The following is an 18,155-nucleotide window of genomic DNA, read 5'->3' as shown; positions in this document are numbered from 1 at the left end:
GCGCGGGTGGCTCAGAGGGACGCCGCGGCCCGCCCGAGTCCCTCGGCCACGGAGGTGAAGGCGTCCCGGGTGCGCACGCGCCCCTCTCCGAAGCGCTCGCTGTAGAGCCGGCGCACGGCGGGAATCTGCGAGGAGCCGCCGGTGAGGAAGACGGCATCCACCTCGCCCGCGCCCGCGCAGCGCTCCAGCAGCCCCTCGGTCACCTCGCGCAGCTGGGTGAGGAGGGACTCGCTGGCGGCCTCGAACTCGGCGCGGGTGAGGCGCTCGTGCAGGTGGATGCGGGCCTCCTCGAAGTCGATGGTGGTCTCCTCCTCCTTGGAGAGCTGCACCTTGGCCGCCTCGATGGCGCGGAAGAGCCGGTAGCCGAGATTGTCCATGACGAGGTCGTACAGGGCCTCGGCCTCGGCGGGCTTGTCGCTGGACTCCTGCATCAGCTCGAGCAGCTCCTGGGTGGACTTCTCGCGGATGAAGGACATCTCGTGCCAGGAGAGTAGCTTGGCCATGACGTGCTGGGGCACGGGGAGCCGCTTGTCGCTGAAGCCCCGCACCTTGTAGGTGGAGCCGGCGCCGAAGCGGGGCAGCAGCTTGTGGCGCATGATCTCCGCGTCGAAGCGGTCACCGCCGATGCGCACGCCGGTGGAGCCCACCACGTCGCCGCGCCGGTCCGGGTTGCCGCGGCGCGAGGGCCCCAGACGCATCAGCGTCAGGTCCGTGGTGCCGGCGCCGAAGTCGGCCACGAGCACCAGCTCGTCGCGGGTGAGCTGGGCCTCGTACGAGAGCGCGGCGGCGATGGGCTCGATGAGGAACTGGATGTGGGTGAAACCGGCGATTTCAGCGGCGCGGCGCAGGCGCTGCTCGGCGAGCGCGTCCGCCTCGGGCTCGGGGGTGAAGACGGCGGGGCGGCCGAGGACGACGGCCTCGGGGGCGCCGCCAGCGAGGGGGGTGGCGGCCTCGCGGACGCGGCGCAGCAGGAGGGCGACGAGGTCCTCGATGAGCCAGGTGCGGCCGCGAATCTGGGTGGCGCGGAAGGAGGCGCTGTGGAGGAAGGACTTGACGGACTGGATGAAGCGGCCGGAGTTGTCCTCGAGGTAGCGGGCGATCGCCGGGGCGCCCGTGTAGACCTCGCGCTCGTCCTCGGGGAAGAAGATGACGGAGCGATAGAGGCGGGGATCGCTGTAGCCGGGGGAGACGGGGAGAACCGTTCCGTCGGGGAGCGCGATGGCCGTATTGCTGGTTCCGAAGTCGAGTCCGCAGGCGCGCATGGGGGATCGCATCCTCTACGCGCAAACGATGCGCATGGGTAGCGTGGAGTGAGGATGTACCCACACCCCCTCTCCCCCTGGGAGAGGGACGGGGTGAGGGTATCTGAGCGCTCCTTGGGGCAGCAGGAGGGCACCCGGGCACCCGAGGAAGGAGCCGTGTCGCCACCCGGAAGGGCTGGCGTCCGGGGGACAGGGTGCATCTTAGAAGTCGGTCCGGGAGAGGACAGGGGATGCCATGCGAATGGGAGCGAGCGGGTGGTTGGTGGGGATGACCGCGTTGCTCCTGGCGACCGTGAAGGCGCCAGTCGAGGCGGCGGCCACGCCCCAGGGAGAGTCAGGAGTTCCCGAGACACCCGCGGAGAGCGCACCGGGCGAGGTCACTGGAGCGGTGGAGCTCGCGAGCCCGGAGGGCGTGCGGGTGTCCGTGCGAGGCGCGCCGGATGTCCACCTGAGAATGAAGCCGAGGACCATCGTGACGGTGGATGGGCAGATGGCCAGCGTGAGTGACATCCAGGAGGGCGACCAGGTGCGAGCCCTGTACCGGGACGTGCAGGGCCAGCCCATCGCCATTCTCGTGGAGGTGACGGCGCGGGCCCGGCCCGCGCCCGAGAAGGCAAAATAGGGAACCGTCCCCGTCCCCGGGTCCTCACTTCAGCAACCGGCGCAGGCCGCGGGCCAGCTCCTCGGCGTGCCAACGTTGCAGCTCCCGCGCGGTCCGGGCGGCGCGCTCGGCACGCTCCTCGCGCACGCGCTCCAGCAGTGCCCGCGCGGCGGTGCGCTCGGAGGCGGAGCCCTCCGCGGCGAAGCCCTCGAGCAGTCCCAGGCGCACATCCGAGTCGTGCAGCTCGCCCAGCAGCTCCTGGAGCGGCACCAGCGCCTCCAGCAGGCCCTCCATCGTCCGGCGCAGAGAGGGGCGGAAGATCTCCGCCTCGTAGCGGAGCTTCTTCACCACCTTGCGCAGCTCGTGCGCCGTGAGGGCGTCCGGAGCGGCCGAGTAGTCCTCCATGAGCCGCTCCACCGTGCGGAGGCGGCGGCGGAGCTGCTGGCGGACACGCTGGCCTCCGTAGCGCCCGGGGCCGTCGAGCTGCTTCGCCTCGCGCAGGAGCGTGGGCACCGTGCGGTCCGCCCAGCGGTTCATCGTGCGCCGCAGCTTCTTCTCCTTCGCGCCGAGCTGGGACTCCACCTTCGTGCGCAGGGCGAGGAGCCCGGCCCGCTTCGAGGACTTCTCCTTCCGGGCCGCCTGCGCGAGCCAGGCGCCCTGGACGTGCACGTCGCGCACCTCGCCGAGCGCGTCCTGGAGCTGCTTCACCTCGCGCTCCAGCGGTGCCAGCGCCCCCATGCCGCGGAACACCTTCAGCGCCGCGCGCAGGCGCCGGGTGGACACGCGCATGTCGTGGACGCCGTCCTCCGTGAGGCCCGTGGCGAGCGCGTCCTCCTCGTGGCGCACGTCGGCGAGGCGGCTGGCGATGATGCGGCGGGCGGCCTCGGCCAGACGGCTCTCGGGGCCGAGCCCGCGGATGGGCGTGGGGCGGGGCATGGCTTCTTCCTAACGACGGGCCGTCTTCTCGAACTCGGTGGCGGCTTCCCCCACCATCCGCTCGGCGCTCTCGGGCCCTTCCCAACCGAGGATGCGCACGTCCTTGTCCGCGAAGGCGACGGCGGCGGTGAAGAAATGCGCCAGCTCATCGCGCTCCCGGCGGGACAGGTCCTTGATGCCGCTGAGGTTCTCCGCGCGCGCCGCGCTGACGGGGACGACGAGCAGCCGGTCGTTGCGTTCCCGGCCGCCGCCGCGCTTCTTCTTCTGGTCCACCTTCAGCACGCCGAGCGCGCGGCAGGGGAGCACCACGCCGGGGTAGGTGGACTCGTCCCAGTACACGAGCGCGTCGAGCGGGTCTCCATCCGGGGCCAGGGTGCTGGGGACGAAGCCCCAGTCGAAGGGGTAGCTCAGCCCGTGCACCAGCGGTTTGGAGATGGTGAAGGCCCCGAGCTTCGGCTCGTACTTCAGCTTCACCGAGGAGCCTCGGGGCGACTCGACGACGACGTGGAAGGCACCGTCCTTGCCTCGGAGGGGCACGCGGGTGAGGTCCGTGTTCATGCCATCGAGGCTCGGACGGCCCGCCTCCCGGGACAAGTGCTCCGGGAGGCGAGTTTCACCTCGGCAACCTTCGAGGCCGCGTCACCGCGTGGTGGATGTCAGGAGCGAGTGCTTGGCGGCCCGAGCCGCGCCGAGGCCCCCGAGGGTGTACCAGGCCACGGTGAGGAAGGCGGTGGAGCGCTTCGCGCGGCTGGGGCGCTCGCCGAGGCCGAGGTAGGGCGGGAGCACCACGGCCCCCAGGCCCGCGAGCGCGCCGAGGAGTGCGCCCCGCAGGTAGATGCGGCGAGGGCGGCCCATGGCCACGAACGCGTAGTAGAAGGTGTTGCTCACCAGGTCGCCGATGAGGCTCTGCCGGTACAGCGCACGGCCATGGGCGGGGCGGAGGCCGAGCCACCGGGAGACCTTCTTCAACGAGCGCATGCCGAGCACGTCCATGCGGGGTGGGTGGTCGAGCACGGCGCGAGCGCCCTGGTGGACGAGCGTGAGGGAGAGGGCGCCCGCGAAGCCGGGGCCCAGGGACTGGAAGAAGCCGCGAGGCTGGGAGACGAGCTCACTCATGGTGCCTCTCAAGCTAGGCACCGGGCCTGGCGTGGTCCTGTTCTCGAGTGCCTGCCCGTCTGGTGGGGGGTCGAGTGGAGGGAAACCCAGGAGACCCTCACCCCAGCTCTCCCAGAGGAAGAGGGCTGAACCCGGGTCCTCCCGATACCCTCACCCCGACCCTCTCCCAGGGGGAGAGGGCTGAACCTGGTTCTACACCGTGGATGTCCCCTCTCCCTCTGGGAGAGGGCTAGGGTGAGGGTATTTCCCTCCCCGTGCTCATCTACTCTCCGGCACCTTCATGCCGCGCTGCACCGCCGGGCGAGCCCCCACGGTGTCCAGCCAGCGCCGCACGTTGGGCACCGGCTGCAGCATCTCCGGGTAGTACTGCCCCGTGCCCACCAGCCACGGGTACGTGGCGATGTCCGCCACCGAGTACTCCGGCGCCAGGAACTCGTGCTGCGCCAGATGCTTGTCCAACACGCCCAGGATGCGAGCGGACTCCTGCGAATAGCGCTCGATGGCGTACGGAATCTGCTCCTTGGCGAAGCGCTTGAAGTGGTTGAGCTGTCCCAGCATCGGGCCCACGCCGCTCATCTGGAACATCAGCCACTGAATCGCCTCGGTGCGCGCGCGCGGGTCCTTGGGCAGCAGCTTCCCCGTCTTCTCCGCGAGGTAGAGCAGGATGGCGCCGGACTCGAAGACGGAGAACGGCTTTCCGCCCGGACCCTGCGGGTCCACGATGGCCGGAATCTTGTTGTTGGGGTTGATGGCGAGGAACTCGGGCTTGAACTGGTCGCCCTTGGTGATGTCCACCACGTGGACGTTGTAGGGCAGCCCCAGCTCCTCGAGGGCGATAGACACCTTGCGCCCGTTGGGCGTCGTGAATGTGTAGAGGTCGATCATGCTCCCACTCCCGTCAGTTCGGCGCTCTTGCGCCACAGTGTCTCCGCGGCTTCGTCACTCTGGGCGGCCTTGGACTCCCGGGCCACCTTGCTCTTGATGAAGTACCTGCCGCTCACGCCCTCCACCTCGGGCGAGGAGGCGAGGAACACCGAGGTGCGGGCGCCGCCCTCGGCGGAGAGCATGAAGGGCGCGGCCAGCTTCACCAGGTGCTTGGTGATGCCCTCGGAGTTGAGACCGAAGCCGGTGCGCACCACGCCCGGGTGCAGGCTGTTGGTGGTCACCTTCGTGCCCTCGAGCCGCCGCTTGAGGCCGCGGGTGAAGAGGATGTTGGCCAGCTTCGAGTTGCCATACACCCTCATGCCGCTGTAGCCGCCACGCTCGGCCTGGAGGTCGTCGAGGAAGTCGAGCGAGCCCATGCGGTGGCCCTCGGAGGCGACGTTCACCACGCGCGCCGGGCCGCTGGCCTTGAGTACGTCCAGGAGCAGGTGGGTGAGCAGGAAGTGGGCCAGATGGTTGGTGGCGAAGGTGGCCTCGAAGCCATCCGGGGTCACCTTGCGGCGGTCGAGCATGAGGCCGGCGTTGTTGAGCAGCACGTCCAGCCGTGAGTAGCGGGCCTGGAAGCCCTGGGCGAGCTTGCGAACCGAGCCCAGCGAGGTCAGGTCCGCGAGCATCAGGTCCAGCTTCGCATCGGGGACGGTGCGGCGCACCTCCGCGAGGGCCGCCTCGCCACGCCCCGGATCACGTCCCGACAGCACCACGGTGGCGCCCTGGCGCGCCAGCGCGCGGGCCGTCTCCAGCCCGATGCCCGAGGTGGCCCCGGTGACGAGGCAGACCTTTCCTTCCATGTTTCCCGGCGTCATCCCGTATGGCCCTCCAGAAATGAGGGCCATCTATATTCACCGAGGAGTCCGCGCGCATGCTGACGAGCGGGTCATGCGGTGGGAGAGGGACTGCGCTCCTCGCGGATGCTGGAGGGGGCGATCTCCTCGCGGGTGGTGGCGGTCGAGCCATACAGGTGGCTCTCCAGGAACCACAGGTCCTGCTCCACCACGCCGAGCACCTGGGTGAGCAGATCCGCGGTGACCGGGTCGTTCAGCTCGTCACAGCGCTCGATGCCCTCGCGGATGGTGGTGGCATAGGTCGAGACGCGATCCACGAGGACGCGGACGTGGTCGTCGCCGTTGACGGCGGCCAGGTCATACTCGTCCAGCTCGCTGTTCTTGGTGGCCAGGCGGATGGTGCCCTGGGCATAGCCGCCGAGGGCTCCGGCGCGCTCGGCGAACTCGTCGGCTTGTTTGCGCACGTGGTCGGCGATGTCGTCGAAGAGCTCGTGGCGGCTGATGAAGTCCCTGCCGCGGATGTTCCAGTGGGCCTGCTTCACCTGCCAGTGCAGGTCGATGGAGGTGGCCAGACAGGTGTTGAGCAGCTCGATGAGCTCCTCACGGGCCTCGCGCGGGAGATTGATGTGGCTCGGAAACTTCGTGGTCATACGTCCCTCGTCATGGTTCCGCCCGGCCCGGAAGCCGTCGGAGGCTTTCCCAGACGGTGGGGACGGAGATGACCCGCGCCAACCCGGGAAGCCACCCCGCCTGGAGGGGTGGGGACCGTCAACCCGGGGGGCGACCGTGTAAGCCCCCTCTCTCTCTGTATCCTCCCGTCACCTGTTTCGGCTTCCGGGAAGGTGGAGCCCATGGGCCGGGAGGCCATCGTGCGAGGTCTGTTGTTGAGTCTGGCCGTGCTGCTGCAGGCGTGTGCGGCGGGGTCCATGGCCTCTGGTGGTTTGCTGTCGCCAGTGGGATTGCTACCCGAGGGGACCCAGGGGGTAGTGTTCCTCCACGATTCGGGCCGGCGGGAGCCAGAGGTGACCGAGGCCCGGCGCGCGGAGGCCGAGTGCGCGCTGGCTCAGGTCTGGGGGCTCGTCCACGGTGTGGACGAAGTGGGAGCGAAGGTGGAGTTGCGCTTCTGGGCGCAGGGCGGGGCGCTGACGCTGCTCTCGCATCGAACGACTGGAGGTCAGGAACGGGCCGAGCCGGTGGACCAAGCCCAATTCGTGACGGGGTTCCGGCGCCTCCTCTCCGCCTACGTGGATGAGCGGACAGGAGAGGCCGTCTTCACGTTGCACCGGCGGAGAGCGGATTGGCGGGTGGACTTCCGTGGGACTTCGGACGTGTCCCGGCCGCCGGAGGCGAAGACACAACCCGTACGGCGCGAAGGTGTCTCGGTCGAGACCTACGCGGCCGTGGTCCGGGTGGCCGGGGAGATGGCACGTCTCATGGGGGGTCCGTCCGAGAGCGGTGCTTCCTTCGCCGCGACGGTGACGCTGGAGGATGACGGGCTGGTTGGCTGGGAGCCAGGTCCTTACGAGGGAGCGGGCCGCGAGGCGGGCTCGTCTTCGAGGGCGCGCCTTCAGGGCGATCTCGTCCAAGCGTTGCTTCCCTTCACACACGGAGTAGGAAGGCGGGAGGTGCGTCTCGCGCTTCGTGGGACGCATCGGCCGGAAGAGACCGTTTCGAGCTGGAGACTGGTAGAAGCGGAGGCCCTCCACCCGGAACCAACGGGCGGCGCGGATGAGGATGTCATCGCCGGGTACCGGGCCCTGCACGAGTCCATCCTGCGTGAATGGCGCGAGGAGGTAGAGGATTCAGGGCGGTTGGCGCTGCGCCTCGGTGCGGAGGAACTGGCCTTCTGGATCATCGGCGGCGTGGTGGCGCACGGGACGGGGGCCATCCTTGAAGTCGCGGCGCCCAGGTTGATGGAGATCCTCCTCCGGGGTGGAGCGAGGGTTCGCGGGTGGTTGGGCAACCTCCTCCGACGTCTTCCCCAGGCGGAGCGGAATGCCTTCTCACTGCTCTGGGAGAAGCTGGAGCTGCGAGGCGCCCGCTCGCTCTCCCAGGCCGAGGAGCGCGAGTTGAGCAGGCTCGCGAAGCGGCTCGAGGACCTCATCGCCGTGCCGCTGAGCCGCGAGGAGAAGGAGGATCTCAGGACCACGGCTCGTGCGAGCTTCCAACGGCTTCATCCCGAGCTCGCAGAGGCCATGAAACTCGGGCGAGGAGGCTCGTATGAAATCCATCACCGCCGCCCCCTGGAGTACGCCCATCTCTTCCTTGGGGAAGACATCAATGCTCGGAGCAATCTCGCGGCCGTGGCCCGGCCGGTCCATCAGCGCATCAGCGGTCTATGGACGAAGTTCCGGAAGGGTCGGAGTGGTTCTCAGGTGGATGCCGCCGAGGTGAAACAGGTGGCGGAGATCGTCGATCGACATTTCCAGCGTTGGTACGATGCGCTTCATGATTCGCGGTCCACGTCGGCGCTCGATGAGGCGACGCAATCCGCTCTCAATGACATCGAGAGGCTGCTCGCGAGAGGGTGAGGATGACTCCTGTAGAATTGCTTCCCGGATTCGAGCGCATGCTCGAGGTGTGCCGGAAGTATGGACTGGCGCTGTATCAGGAGCCTCCGGTTTCCTTCACGCCTGTCGCTGGGGAGCCCGTAGCGGGACTGCCCTGCGATCCTCACCTTTCCGCCGTCCTCACTCGCGTGAGCACACTCGGTCTGCCAGAGGGATTCTTCCTGCTCCCTGGCAAGGCCGAGGATGGGTTTGACCTCAGGGGGGTCAATGAGGAATGGCGCCGGGATTGGCCCGAGCCCTTCGGGTCCCTGCTCGTCTTCGCCAAGGAACAGGCACTGGCCTATTACCTGGCAACTGTTCCCTCACTGGCGGATGAGCAGGGGATACAGCCGGTCGTATGGGTCGACACCTACGAGGACCTCTATGCGTTGCCCATCGCATCGAGTGTGGACCGCTTCTTCGATACCTATTCGCACTCCCTGGAGCGACAGGTGGAGCGCCTCAACTTCCCCTGGGATGTGCCGGACCTCGTCGGCCGGGACACATCCCTGGTGAAACTGCTTCGGTCCGGGCGATTCGATTTCCTGATGGAGACCTGTCAGGAAGCCCGCGAGTGGGTCGGAAAGGTACTGGCGGCCAGTACCTGAGCGCGAGCCGGAGCTACGGGGTCGCCGGCTTCGACAACGCCTCCACCGTCGCGGAGATGACGGCCGGGCTGCTCAGCATCAGCTGGTGCATGGGCACGATGAAGGTGCGCTCGGTGGCGCCCGGCAGGCGCGCGCTGTCGGCCGGGACGACCGTGCTGTCGAGCGGCGTCCAGAAGGAGAAGACCTCGATGTCCCCGAGGGGGTTCTCGCGGCGGTTCAGCTCGCGCAGGAAGTCACTGTCCGGGCGCATCTGCACCAGGGCCGGATCCGCCTTCATGTACGCCGCGCGTGTGCCGTGGTGCGGCCCCGAGATGGAGACGAAGCGCCGCACGCGCCCCTGGCCTCCCAGCTCCTGCATCCAGTAGCGCGAGGACAGCGTGCCCTGACTGAAGGCCACCACGTCGATGCGCTCGGCGCCAGTGCGCTTGCGCAGACCCTCCGCCGCGCTGCGGACCTGGTAGGCCATGACCTCGATGGGCATCTGGCCATTGTTCGGGTGCAGGCGCACCGCGTGGAGCCGCTCCTTCGGCCAGCCCGCCTCCTCGAACGCATCGAGCATCGCGTAGAAGGCACCTGGGGTGTCGTCGGTGCCGTGCACGAACAGCACCGGCGCGGGCGGAGGCGTGGACTGCACCTTCGGCGTGGTGGCACAGCCCGTCAGGACGGCGAGCAGCGCCAGCACGAGGACCCGGAGTGCGTGCGGAGAGAAGTCACGGAGGTGGGAAGACATGGGGACTCCAGAGGGCTGGGGTCCGCTGTGTATCTCATGTCTCCAGCAGGACGAAATCCACCACGGTGCGCCACAGGCGCTCGAAGTGGAGCCTCCGGAATCCGGAGCCCGAGATGAGCCAGTCCACGTGCGGCGGCCGGTGCGCCGGTTGGTCGAAGTGGCCAATGGCATCCAGGTGGTCCGCCCGCACCGCCGTCAGCACCCGCCCGTACACCTGCGAGCGCGTGGGCACGATGCCGTCACAGGCCTGCGGGCCCGGCAGCGCCCCATACGCCTCCACCAGCGCCGCTGTCTGCGCCGGGGTGTGAAGGGGAATCGCCGTGAGGGGCATGTTCTGCGTGCGCCCGTAGAGGAAGGAGTAGACGGTGTGTGTGAGCTGGGCGTACGGATCCAACCCCGCGCTCAGCCGCGTGCGCAGCGACGGCGGCCGGGCCTGGGTGATGACGGAGCCGTAGCGCACCCCCGGCCGATCCTGCGTGCCCGCGTTGAAGAGGTCGATGCCCTCGGGCGTGAGCTGGGGCACGAGCGAGGCGTCACTGCCCACGTCCCCCAGGAAGCGCACCAGTTCCTCCCGGCGCTCGGCGGAGAAGTCCCCCAGCAGCTGCTCGAAGAGCTGGTCCAGCAGCGTGGGCCGGAAGCCGAGCTGCTCGTCCCAGCGCGTCAGCAGGCTGCCCAACCGGAAGGCCACCGTCAGCGGCAGCCGGCCGAAGCGCAGCACGTACACGGTGAAGAGCGACAGCAGTTGCAGCAGCTTCTGCCCGAAGAGCCCCAGGAAGAAGGACGCCAGCGGCGTGCCCGCGTGCGGGGTGGACACCGTCACCACCGTGCGCACCCGGCGTGCGAAGAACTCCACTTCCAGTCCCTCTCCCAGCGAGGCACTCGGGCTGACGAAGAGCCGCGAGTCCAGTCCTCCCGTGGAGTGACCGATGAGGTGGATGGGGCCGTCGTCGTCCTTCGCGCTGCTGGCCTCGATGGCCTTGTAGAGGTCCGCCGCCCGCGTGCGGATGGAGCCGGTCGGGTGCGAGAGCACCTGGACCACCTCCACCTCCACTCCGCGGCGCGCCATCTCCGCCACGAAGTAGTCGCGCACGTGCCCGAAGTAGAGCAGCTCTCCCAGGTTGGCGAAGCCGAAGAAGCCGGGAACCAGATAGATGTGGTGCTTCGTCGCCATCCTCCCAACCTTCCGGGGTCCTGGCCTCCAACTCAAGTCCGACGTGCGTTCGACGTGCGTTCCTCCGTCCCGTCCGGGTTGACGCCACGCCCCTCCCAGGCCACAACGCGGGCTCCCCCTTCATTCCAAGGACGCTTGCCCGTGCAACGCCTGCTTGCTCTCGGCCTCCTGTTGGCCCTCCCCGCCGCCGCGGAAGAGGGGATGTGGACCTATGACGCCTTTCCGGCCGCCGCCGTGAAGGCCAGCCATGGGTTCGAGCCCTCGCGGGAGTGGTTGGACCATGTGCGGCTGTCCTCCGTGCGGCTGGCCGGCGGGTGCTCCGCGAGCTTCGTGTCTCCGGACGGCCTGGTGATGACCAACCACCACTGCATCCGCTCGTGCGTGGAGGACCTGTCCTCCCCCAAGCGGGATTACCTCGCCACCGGCTTCTACGCGAAGGCGCCCGGGGACGAGCTGCGCTGCCCCAAGGTGGAGGCCAACCAGCTCGTGGAGATGACGGACGTCACCGCGCGCCTCCAGGGCGCCACCCAGGGGTTGGGCGGCTCGGCCTTCAACACCGCCCTCAAGGCGGAGATGTCGAAGATCGAAAGCGAGTGCGCCACCGGGCCGGAGCTGCGCTGCGACGTGGTGACGCTCTTCAACGGCGGCAAATACCACCTCTACAAGTACCGCCGCTTCCAGGACGTGCGGCTGGCCTTCGCCCCCGAGTTCTCCATGGCCGCCTTCGGTGGGGATCCGGACAACTTCAACTTCCCGCGCTTCGGCTTCGACGCGGCCTTCATCCGCGTGTGGGGCACCAACGGTCAGCCGCTGAAGACGGACCACTTCCTGTCCTGGGCCAGGGAGGGCGCCAGGGAGGGGGACCTCGTCTTCGTCTCCGGCCATCCGGGCGGCACCGAGCGGCAGAGCACCGTGGCGGAGCTGGAGTTCCAGCGCGACGTGGCGCTGCCCTACACGCTCCTGCACCTCTCGGAGATGCGCGGCATGCTGCGCGAGTACGCCTCGGCCTCCCCGGAGCGCTGGCGCACCACGCGCGCGAAGCTGCGCTCGGTGGAGAACGGGCTGAAGGCCCTGCGCGGCCGGCACCAGGCCCTGGCCGAGCCCTCGCTGCTCGGGGACAAGCGCAAGGCCGAGGCCGACCTGCGCGCGAAGGTGGAGGCGGATCCGAAGCTCAAGGCCACCACCTCGGGCGCCTGGGACGCCATCGCCCGCGCGCTGGATGCCTATCGGCCCCTGCTGGCCGAGTACAAGCTGAAGGAGGGCGGGGATGGCTTCCCGTCAGAGCTGTTCGGCCTCGCCCGGCAACTGGTGCGCGCGGCGGACGAGCTGCCCAAGGCCAACGCGGAGCGGCTGCGCGAGTACACCGACGGCCAGCTCCCCGCCCTGCGCCAGGGGCTCTTGCGCGACGCCCCCATCACCCCGGAGCTCGAGGTGGTCACGCTCACCTTTGGCTTCAACAGGCTGCGCGAGACGCTGGGCGCCGATGACCCCTTCGTTCAAGAGGTGCTCGGCCGCGAGGCCCCGGAGGAACTGGCTCGCGCGCTGGTGAAGGGCACGAAGCTCTTCGACGTGAAGGAGCGTCAGCGGCTGCTCGAGGGCGGGAGGGCCGCGGTGGAGGCGTCGAAGGATCCGATGCTCCTCCTGGCCCGCCGGGTGGACGCGCGGGCTCGCGAGGTGCGCAAGCGCTACGAGGACTCGGTGGAGTCGGTGCTGAAGAAGAATGGCGAGCTGCTCGCGCGGGCTCGGCTGGCGGCATATGGCACCACCGGCTACCCGGACGCCACCTTCACCCTGCGCCTCAGCTACGGCGTGGTGAAGGGCTGGGCGGAGAATGGCCGTACCGTGGCTCCGTTGACGACGTTCGCCGGGGCCTACGCGCGGCACACCGGCAAGGAGCCCTTCCGGCTGCCGGACTCGTGGCTCGAGGCCCAGGGCAAGGTGTCCGGTGAGACGCCGCTCGACATGGCCACCACCCACGACATCATCGGCGGCAACTCGGGCTCGCCCATGGTGGACCGCGAGGGCCGTGTGGTGGGGCTCATCTTCGACGGCAACCTGCCGTCGCTCGGGGGCCGGTACGCGTACGTCCCGGAGACGAACCGCGCGGTGGCGGTGCATGGCGAGGGCCTGCTGCGGGCCCTCGAGCACGTCTACGGCGCCAACCGGTTGGTGAAGGAGCTCCGCGCCAATCAGCGCTGAGCTTCTCTTCCCTCCCTCCCTCCTTTCCCTCTCCCGAAGGGAGAGGGGATAGGCGAGAACTCAGGCGGCCACCGTTTCTCCGCGCTTCGTCACCCGGCCGGAGATGGCCGTCGGATTGAGGATGTTGTCGAACATCGGGCTGCTCTTCTCCGCCGCCTTGCGGATCTCCTCCAGCGTGGCGGCGTCCGCGTCCGTGTCCACCTCCACCGTGTACTGCAGCTCCGAGAACCCAGGGCGCACCTGCGGGTCCAGGTTCAGGTAACCGCGCAAATCGAAGGGCGCGCTCACCTTGATGCGCAGGTCGCGGTACTCCAGCCCGCGCATCCGCGCCTGGGTCACCCATCCAATCGTCAGGCACGTGCCCAGCGAGGCCAGCAGCAGCTCCATCGGATCGATGTGCTGATCCTTCCCCCCGAGCGCCGTGGGCTCGTCCGTCTCCAGGGTGAAGGAGCGCGCCCGGGTCACCGCCTGGGCGCCATCCCGCCACTCCGTCACCGTCTCGAAGCGGCCCTTGCCCGCCTCCGGGTTGGCGGCCACGTGCGTCTTCGTGGCCTGCATGGTGGCGATGTCGAGCGTGCAGCAGCTTCCCGTGGTCTTCATTCCCGGCTCCGTCGTTCGAGTGCGAAGGAGCCAGACGCTAGGGCGGTGCCGTCCGGAGCCGCAAGGTGGCCCCCGGCCCTCACTCCGCGCGGCGCCCCGGCCCCGGTCCGGCCCACGCCCAGTACAGCAGGGTGCCCAACACTCCCGCCCAGGGCACGAAGGGCACTCCCGCGACCACTCCCTCCATGCACAGGTGGATGCGGCACTCGGGCCTCTCCAGCGTGGAGCACGCCCCGAGCAGCAGCGGCACGTGGCTGGCGATGTAGCCCGCGCCGAGCCCTCGCATCACGTCCCCTCTTACCCACCGGCGCGTCATCACCCGCCACGCCGTGGGCAGCAGCACGAGCGCGGCGAGCGCCGTGAGCGCCAGCTTCGCGTGCCGCGCCTCGGTGGCCACGTACAGCACGCCCAGCGTCAGCAGCAGGGGCGGCCAGAGCGGGGCGTGTTCGTCCTGGGGCTCGGACATGGGCGGATTCACTCTCAACAGTAACAGGGCGACACTTGGGCCACGTCCGTTGTCGTCTCGCCGACGTCTCCCTACCTCGGAGCCCTTCCGTACATTGTGCGTTGCGTCAGTGGTGGGTTACTTATCGCTGTCAATAGGTGGGGTTCAGGCGCGGATGTCGGGCGCCTCGTCCCGACCGGGCGGAGGGGGCCCGGGTTTTTCTCGCTGGCCCGGCTGGGGGGCTCGGGCAGAACAAGCGAGTGTCGGTAGGGTAACATTCGCTTTCTGTCTGGTTGGGGGGGAAGGAGACGCGTTGATGATGGCGGACGTACCGCAACCGGAACCCAGGAAGGTGGCGGCCATCATGTTCACGGACATGGTGGAGCTCAGCCCCGAAGCCCGGCGGGACGAGGCGCTCAACCTCGAACTGCGCGAGGAGCATGGTCGGCTCGTGCGTGGCCTGCTGTCCGGGCACGGAGGACGCGAGATCAAACAGATGGAGGATGGTTTCCTCGTCGAGTTCGACGAGGCGCTCCCCGCGGTGTCATGTGCGCTGGAGCTGCAGTCGGCGTTGTGTGCGCGCAACGAGTGTGTCCCGCACGAGCGCCGGGTGGAGCTGCGCATCGGCATCCACCTGGGCTCGGTGGTGCACCGGGACGGAGACGTCTTCGGCGAGGGTGTCAACCTGGCCGCCCGGCTGGAGGCGCTCGCCCGGCCCGGCAGTCTCTATGTCAGTGAGTCCGTGGTGCGGCAGGTGGAGCGTCAGGTGCTCGCCCCCGTGGTGCGCCTGGGGCGCGGGGACTTGAAGAACATCCGCCTGCCAGTGTCCGTCTACCGCATCGATCCGCCCGTGCTCCGGCGCGGCCGCCGCCAGTCGTGGATGTCACGTCTGCGCGGCCTGCTGCCCGGCTATCGTGCGCGTCCATGAAAGAGCTCACCCTCGTCGTCGCCTCGAAGAACTACTCCTCCTGGTCGCTGCGGCCCTACCTCGCGCTCGCCCATACCGGGCAGCCCTTCCGCGAGGTGGTGGTGCAGCTCGGCCAGCCGGACACCGCCGCGCACATCGCGAAGTACTCGCCCAGTGGCCGCGTGCCCGCGCTGCTGCACGGCGAGCTCGTCATCTGGGACTCGCTGGCCATCTGCGAGTACCTGGCCGAGCTCTTCCCCCAGGCGCGGTTGTGGCCCCAGGACACCGCCGCCCGCGCCCTGGCCCGCTCCGTCACCGCGGAGATGCACTCGGGCTTCACGAACCTGCGCAACCACATGTCGATGAACCTCCGCGCCCGCAAGCCCGGTGAGGGCCGCGCTCCCGGCGTCGCCGAGGACATCGAGCGCATCACCTCGCTGTGGAAGGAGTGCCGCGCGCGTCACGGACAGGGCGGGCCCTTCCTCTTCGGCGCCTTCTCCATCGCGGACGCCTTCTACGCGCCCGTCGTCACGCGCTTCGTCACCTATGACGTGGAGCTGGAGCCGGTGTGCGCCGCCTACCGTGACGCGGTGCTCGCCCTGCCGGCCCTGAAGGCCTGGACCGAGGCCGGCCGCAACGAGCCGCCCGTGGCGCGCTACGAGAAGTAGTGCCGCTACAGCCCGAGCGCCTTCAGCTGCGCGTCGAAGGCCTCGGCGGTGGTGAAGACGTGGCCGCGGATGCCCAGCGCGTTCGCGGCCTGGACGAACTCGGGCATGTCATCGAAGAAGGCCACGTCCCGCGGTTCACACCCCGCGCGGCGCAGCGCCTCCTTGTAGATGCCGGGCTCGGGCTTCACCGAGCCCACCTCGCAGCTGAGCACCAGCGAGTCGAAGCGCTCCAGCACCGGCAGCTTCGGCCGCAGGAAGGCCGCGTGCAGCACGTTGGTGTTGGACAGCAGCACCAGCTTCACCCGCCCCACCAGCCCCTCCACCCGCGGCAGCACCGCCTCGTGGAGGGTGAAGTGGCTGCTCCACAGGGTGTTGAACTCCTCCGAGGGCAGGTCCACTCCCAGCGAGCCGCACACGTCGCGCCGGATGCCCTCGGCGCCCAGCAGCCCGCGGTTGGCCGCCGTCCAGCCCAGGCCCGAGGCCAGCCGGCTCTCGGTCTCCGCCGGTGACAGGCCCGCCCTCGCACCCAGTCGACGGAAGAGCAGGGCGTTGTCGTGGAAGACAAGCACGTTGCCGAGGTCGAGGATGACGGCGCGGGGCGGAGTGGTCATGGACGTCCCCTTCTTGTTTATACCCGGTAGCTACGCGCCACCTGCTGCATCTGTTCCGCCACGTCGCGCAGCGCCTGGGCGACGCGTTGGGTGGCCTGCAGTCCCACCATGGTGTCGTGCATCATGGTGGAGAGGTCCGTCATCGCGGTGAAGATCTGCGCGATGCCGGCGTTCTGCTGGCTCACCGCGCCGGCGATCTGCCTCACCGCGCTCATGTTGTCCTGCACGATGGTGCTCAGAGCCTGGATGCTCTCGCCGCTGCTGCGCGCCTTCATCAGGCCCGCATCCATGCGCTCCTGGCCCTGCTCGCTCAGCTCCACCGTCTTGAGGATGGACTGGGTGATGTCCTCGAGCAGCGTGCCCACCTCGGCGGTGGAGTGGATGGACTGGTTGGCCAGGGTGCGGATCTCCTTGGCCACGATGGCGAAGCCCTTGCCGTGCTCGCCCGAGCGCACCGCCTCGATGGCGGCGTTGAGCGCCAGCATGTTGGAGCGGTCCGCCAGGCCCTTCACCGTCAGGGTGATGCCGCCGATGCGCTGGGCGCGCTCGTTGAGCCGGCCGATCTGCGCGGCCATCTCGTTCACCTGGTCCTGCATCCCCTGGAAGCCGCTCATGCTCTCCGTGAGCGCGTTGACGCCGCCCTGGCCCAGCTCCTCGGCCCGCGTGGCCACCTGGAGCACCGCCGTCGCGCGCTCCGAGGCGATCAACGACGTCTGTTTGATCTCCTGCGCCGTCACCTGCGTCTCCTGCAGGGCCGCCGCCTGACGGGTGATGTTGTTCTCCTGCTGCTCGGCGGCGCGCGTCAGCTCGGCCACCGTGTCGGTGAGCACCTGGGTGCCGCGCTGAAGGCTCAGCGTCGTCTCCTTCAGGTTGCCCACCATCTGCACGAAGGAGCGCGCCAGCTCGCCCACCTCGTCATCCCCGTGCGCCTCCAGCCTCTGGGTGAGGTCTCCCTCCTGCACGATGTGGCGCACCGCCTGGTTGAGCCGGCTGATGGGCTGGGCGACGCCGCGCGCCAGCAGGAAGGCGGACAGCGAGACCACCACCACCGCGGCCAGCGCGATGCCCAGCACGCCCAGGCTCAGCTGGTTGACCGAGCCGTACACATCCTCCTGGTCGGACAGCGCCACGAAGCGCCAGCCATCCCCCACGTCCGAGAGCTCCGGCCCGTTGATGGCCTCGGCCGTCACGGCATTGGCGATGCGCCCGGCGCCCTTGCCGCGCGAGTCGAAGAGCAGGCTGCCCGCCTCGGTGCGCACCTCCAGGGCGAAGCTGTCGTTCTTGCGCGCGCGGGCGCGGGCCAGCGCGGTCTTCACCACCTCGCCCACCTGGCCCCAGTCGTACGCCGCCAGCAGCACGCCCAGCCGCCGCCCGCCACGCGACTCCATCACCGGCGCCGCCAGGTGCAGCACCTGCATGCCGAAGACGGGATCCTCCTCGGTGAGCATCGCGCTGGTGAAGCGCCCCTCCAGGGCCGCCTTGAACCAGGGCGAGTCCCGCACCACCACCTCCTGGCCCGCGAACGAGTCGCGCAGGGGCGCCGTGCTGGCGGAGACGGCCCGGCCGTCCTCGGTGAAGAGCACCAGTCCGGTGAAGGTGGTGTAGCGCAGCTGCAGCCGCGACAGCACCGCGTCGCTCTGCTCGTAGCTTCCCGTGAGCAGCGCCTCGCGCAGCAGCGCGTCCTCCGCCCAGCTGCGCACGCTCGTCTCACGCTCCGCCAGCGAGGCCTCCACCAGGTCCTTCAGGCCCTCCGCCTCGATGCGGAGCATCTCGTGGACCTGCTGCTGCATCATCCCATGGGTGGTACGCAACCCCAGCAGCGAGGACGCCAGCAGGGGAACCACGGCCAGCAGGGTGACGTACAGCGTCAGGCGGCCACGCAGCTTCAGGGTACCGATCAGGGGAAGTCTCATGAACTCGTACGTCCGCGCGGTGGGCTCGCGGGGGACTCCAGTGTCCTCCAGCTGATTCCCACCCCACCTGTACCACGGAGCGCGCCTGACTGGAGGGGCCCCTGTCCCGGGTATG

The 18,155-nt window shown here is 69.3% G+C and carries 19 protein-coding genes; 6 read left to right on the top strand and 13 right to left on the bottom strand.

Features of this window, described 5'->3' with window-relative positions; translation table 11 throughout:
- Positions 1–11 precede the first annotated feature (11 nt).
- Positions 12–1,262: an Hsp70 family protein gene (locus JRI60_RS45080; protein ID WP_204222260.1), complete on the bottom strand. Its 1,251-nt coding sequence runs from the start codon at positions 1,260–1,262 to the stop codon at positions 12–14.
- 235 nt (positions 1,263–1,497) lie between these two features.
- On the opposite strand from JRI60_RS45080, the gene JRI60_RS45075 reads away from it, so the two are divergent.
- Positions 1,498–1,884, top strand: a complete 387-nt coding sequence (locus JRI60_RS45075) for a hypothetical protein (RefSeq protein WP_204222259.1) — start codon at positions 1,498–1,500, stop codon at positions 1,882–1,884.
- Between the two features lie 24 nt (positions 1,885–1,908).
- Here the strand turns inward: JRI60_RS45075 and JRI60_RS45070 are convergent, their stop codons facing one another.
- The 6 genes from JRI60_RS45070 to dps all read right to left on the bottom strand — a co-directional run bounded on the left by JRI60_RS45070 (position 1,909) and on the right by dps (position 6,289).
- A complete protein-coding gene (locus JRI60_RS45070) occupies positions 1,909–2,799 on the bottom strand; it encodes a CHAD domain-containing protein (protein WP_204222258.1) in 891 nt (296 codons plus the stop codon).
- A 9-nt stretch (positions 2,800–2,808) separates the two neighbouring features.
- A complete protein-coding gene (locus JRI60_RS45065) occupies positions 2,809–3,357 on the bottom strand; it encodes an inorganic diphosphatase (RefSeq protein WP_204222257.1) in 549 nt (182 codons plus the stop codon).
- A gap of 81 nt (positions 3,358–3,438) precedes the next feature.
- Positions 3,439–3,915 carry a hypothetical protein gene (locus JRI60_RS45060; RefSeq protein WP_204222256.1) on the bottom strand — a complete coding sequence of 159 codons (477 nt, stop codon included), beginning with the start codon at positions 3,913–3,915 and terminating at the stop codon, positions 3,439–3,441.
- A gap of 258 nt (positions 3,916–4,173) precedes the next feature.
- Positions 4,174–4,800 (bottom strand): glutathione S-transferase N-terminal domain-containing protein, encoded by a 627-nt coding sequence (locus JRI60_RS45055; RefSeq protein ID WP_204222255.1) that lies wholly within the window; start codon positions 4,798–4,800, stop codon positions 4,174–4,176.
- Positions 4,797–5,660, bottom strand: a complete 864-nt coding sequence (locus JRI60_RS45050; protein WP_239470098.1) for an SDR family oxidoreductase — start codon at positions 5,658–5,660, stop codon at positions 4,797–4,799. Before JRI60_RS45050 ends, JRI60_RS45055 begins: the two co-directional genes overlap by 4 nt.
- Positions 5,661–5,731: 71 nt before the next feature.
- A complete protein-coding gene (gene dps, locus JRI60_RS45045; RefSeq protein ID WP_204222254.1) occupies positions 5,732–6,289 on the bottom strand; it encodes a DNA starvation/stationary phase protection protein Dps in 558 nt (185 codons plus the stop codon).
- Between the two features lie 201 nt (positions 6,290–6,490).
- On the opposite strand from dps, the gene JRI60_RS45040 reads away from it, so the two are divergent.
- On the top strand, positions 6,491–8,170 hold the full coding sequence (locus tag JRI60_RS45040) for a hypothetical protein (protein ID WP_204222253.1): 1,680 nt from the start codon (positions 6,491–6,493) through the stop codon (positions 8,168–8,170).
- A 2-nt stretch (positions 8,171–8,172) separates the two neighbouring features.
- Positions 8,173–8,796 (top strand): hypothetical protein, encoded by a 624-nt coding sequence (locus JRI60_RS45035; RefSeq protein WP_204222252.1) that lies wholly within the window; start codon positions 8,173–8,175, stop codon positions 8,794–8,796.
- 13 nt (positions 8,797–8,809) lie between these two features.
- On the opposite strand, the gene JRI60_RS45030 is transcribed toward JRI60_RS45035, so the two are convergent.
- Positions 8,810–9,526: an esterase/lipase family protein gene (locus JRI60_RS45030; protein ID WP_204222251.1), complete on the bottom strand. Its 717-nt coding sequence runs from the start codon at positions 9,524–9,526 to the stop codon at positions 8,810–8,812.
- 34 nt (positions 9,527–9,560) lie between these two features.
- Positions 9,561–10,697 (bottom strand): esterase/lipase family protein, encoded by a 1,137-nt coding sequence (locus JRI60_RS45025; protein WP_204222250.1) that lies wholly within the window; start codon positions 10,695–10,697, stop codon positions 9,561–9,563.
- Positions 10,698–10,898: 201 nt separating this feature from the next.
- Here JRI60_RS45025 and JRI60_RS45020 point away from each other — a divergent pair, with 201 nt between their 5' ends.
- Complete coding sequence (locus tag JRI60_RS45020) at positions 10,899–12,896, top strand: S46 family peptidase (RefSeq protein ID WP_204229367.1); 1,998 nt, start codon at positions 10,899–10,901, stop codon at positions 12,894–12,896.
- A 60-nt stretch (positions 12,897–12,956) separates the two neighbouring features.
- On the opposite strand, the gene JRI60_RS45015 is transcribed toward JRI60_RS45020, so the two are convergent.
- Together JRI60_RS45015 and JRI60_RS45010 are read right to left on the bottom strand one after the other, a co-directional pair.
- Positions 12,957–13,496 (bottom strand): OsmC family protein, encoded by a 540-nt coding sequence (locus tag JRI60_RS45015; RefSeq protein ID WP_204222249.1) that lies wholly within the window; start codon positions 13,494–13,496, stop codon positions 12,957–12,959.
- 79 nt (positions 13,497–13,575) lie between these two features.
- The gene (locus JRI60_RS45010) at positions 13,576–13,962 is read right to left on the bottom strand and encodes a hypothetical protein (protein ID WP_204222248.1); all 387 of its coding nucleotides are present in this window, start codon (positions 13,960–13,962) and stop codon (positions 13,576–13,578) included.
- Between the two features lie 295 nt (positions 13,963–14,257).
- Between JRI60_RS45010 and JRI60_RS45005 the strand changes: the two genes are divergently transcribed.
- Positions 14,258–14,869 carry an adenylate/guanylate cyclase domain-containing protein gene (locus JRI60_RS45005; protein WP_204222247.1) on the top strand — a complete coding sequence of 204 codons (612 nt, stop codon included), beginning with the start codon at positions 14,258–14,260 and terminating at the stop codon, positions 14,867–14,869.
- Positions 14,866–15,516, top strand: coding sequence for a glutathione S-transferase family protein (locus JRI60_RS45000; RefSeq protein WP_204222246.1), 651 nt, complete (start codon positions 14,866–14,868; stop codon positions 15,514–15,516). Before JRI60_RS45005 ends, JRI60_RS45000 begins: the two co-directional genes overlap by 4 nt.
- 5 nt (positions 15,517–15,521) lie before the next feature.
- On the opposite strand, the gene JRI60_RS44995 is transcribed toward JRI60_RS45000, so the two are convergent.
- Both JRI60_RS44995 and JRI60_RS44990 read right to left on the bottom strand, forming a co-directional pair.
- Positions 15,522–16,127 carry an HAD family hydrolase gene (locus tag JRI60_RS44995; RefSeq protein ID WP_204222245.1) on the bottom strand — a complete coding sequence of 202 codons (606 nt, stop codon included), beginning with the start codon at positions 16,125–16,127 and terminating at the stop codon, positions 15,522–15,524.
- A 17-nt stretch (positions 16,128–16,144) separates the two neighbouring features.
- Positions 16,145–18,040 carry a methyl-accepting chemotaxis protein gene (locus tag JRI60_RS44990; RefSeq protein ID WP_204222244.1) on the bottom strand — a complete coding sequence of 632 codons (1,896 nt, stop codon included), beginning with the start codon at positions 18,038–18,040 and terminating at the stop codon, positions 16,145–16,147.
- Positions 18,041–18,155: the final 115 nt, after the last annotated feature.

The organism is Archangium violaceum, from assembly GCF_016887565.1.
Taxonomy (GTDB): domain Bacteria; phylum Myxococcota; class Myxococcia; order Myxococcales; family Myxococcaceae; genus Archangium; species Archangium violaceum_B.
Note: the sequence above shows the minus strand (reverse complement) of the source record. Positions and strands in the feature narration are given on the sequence as shown.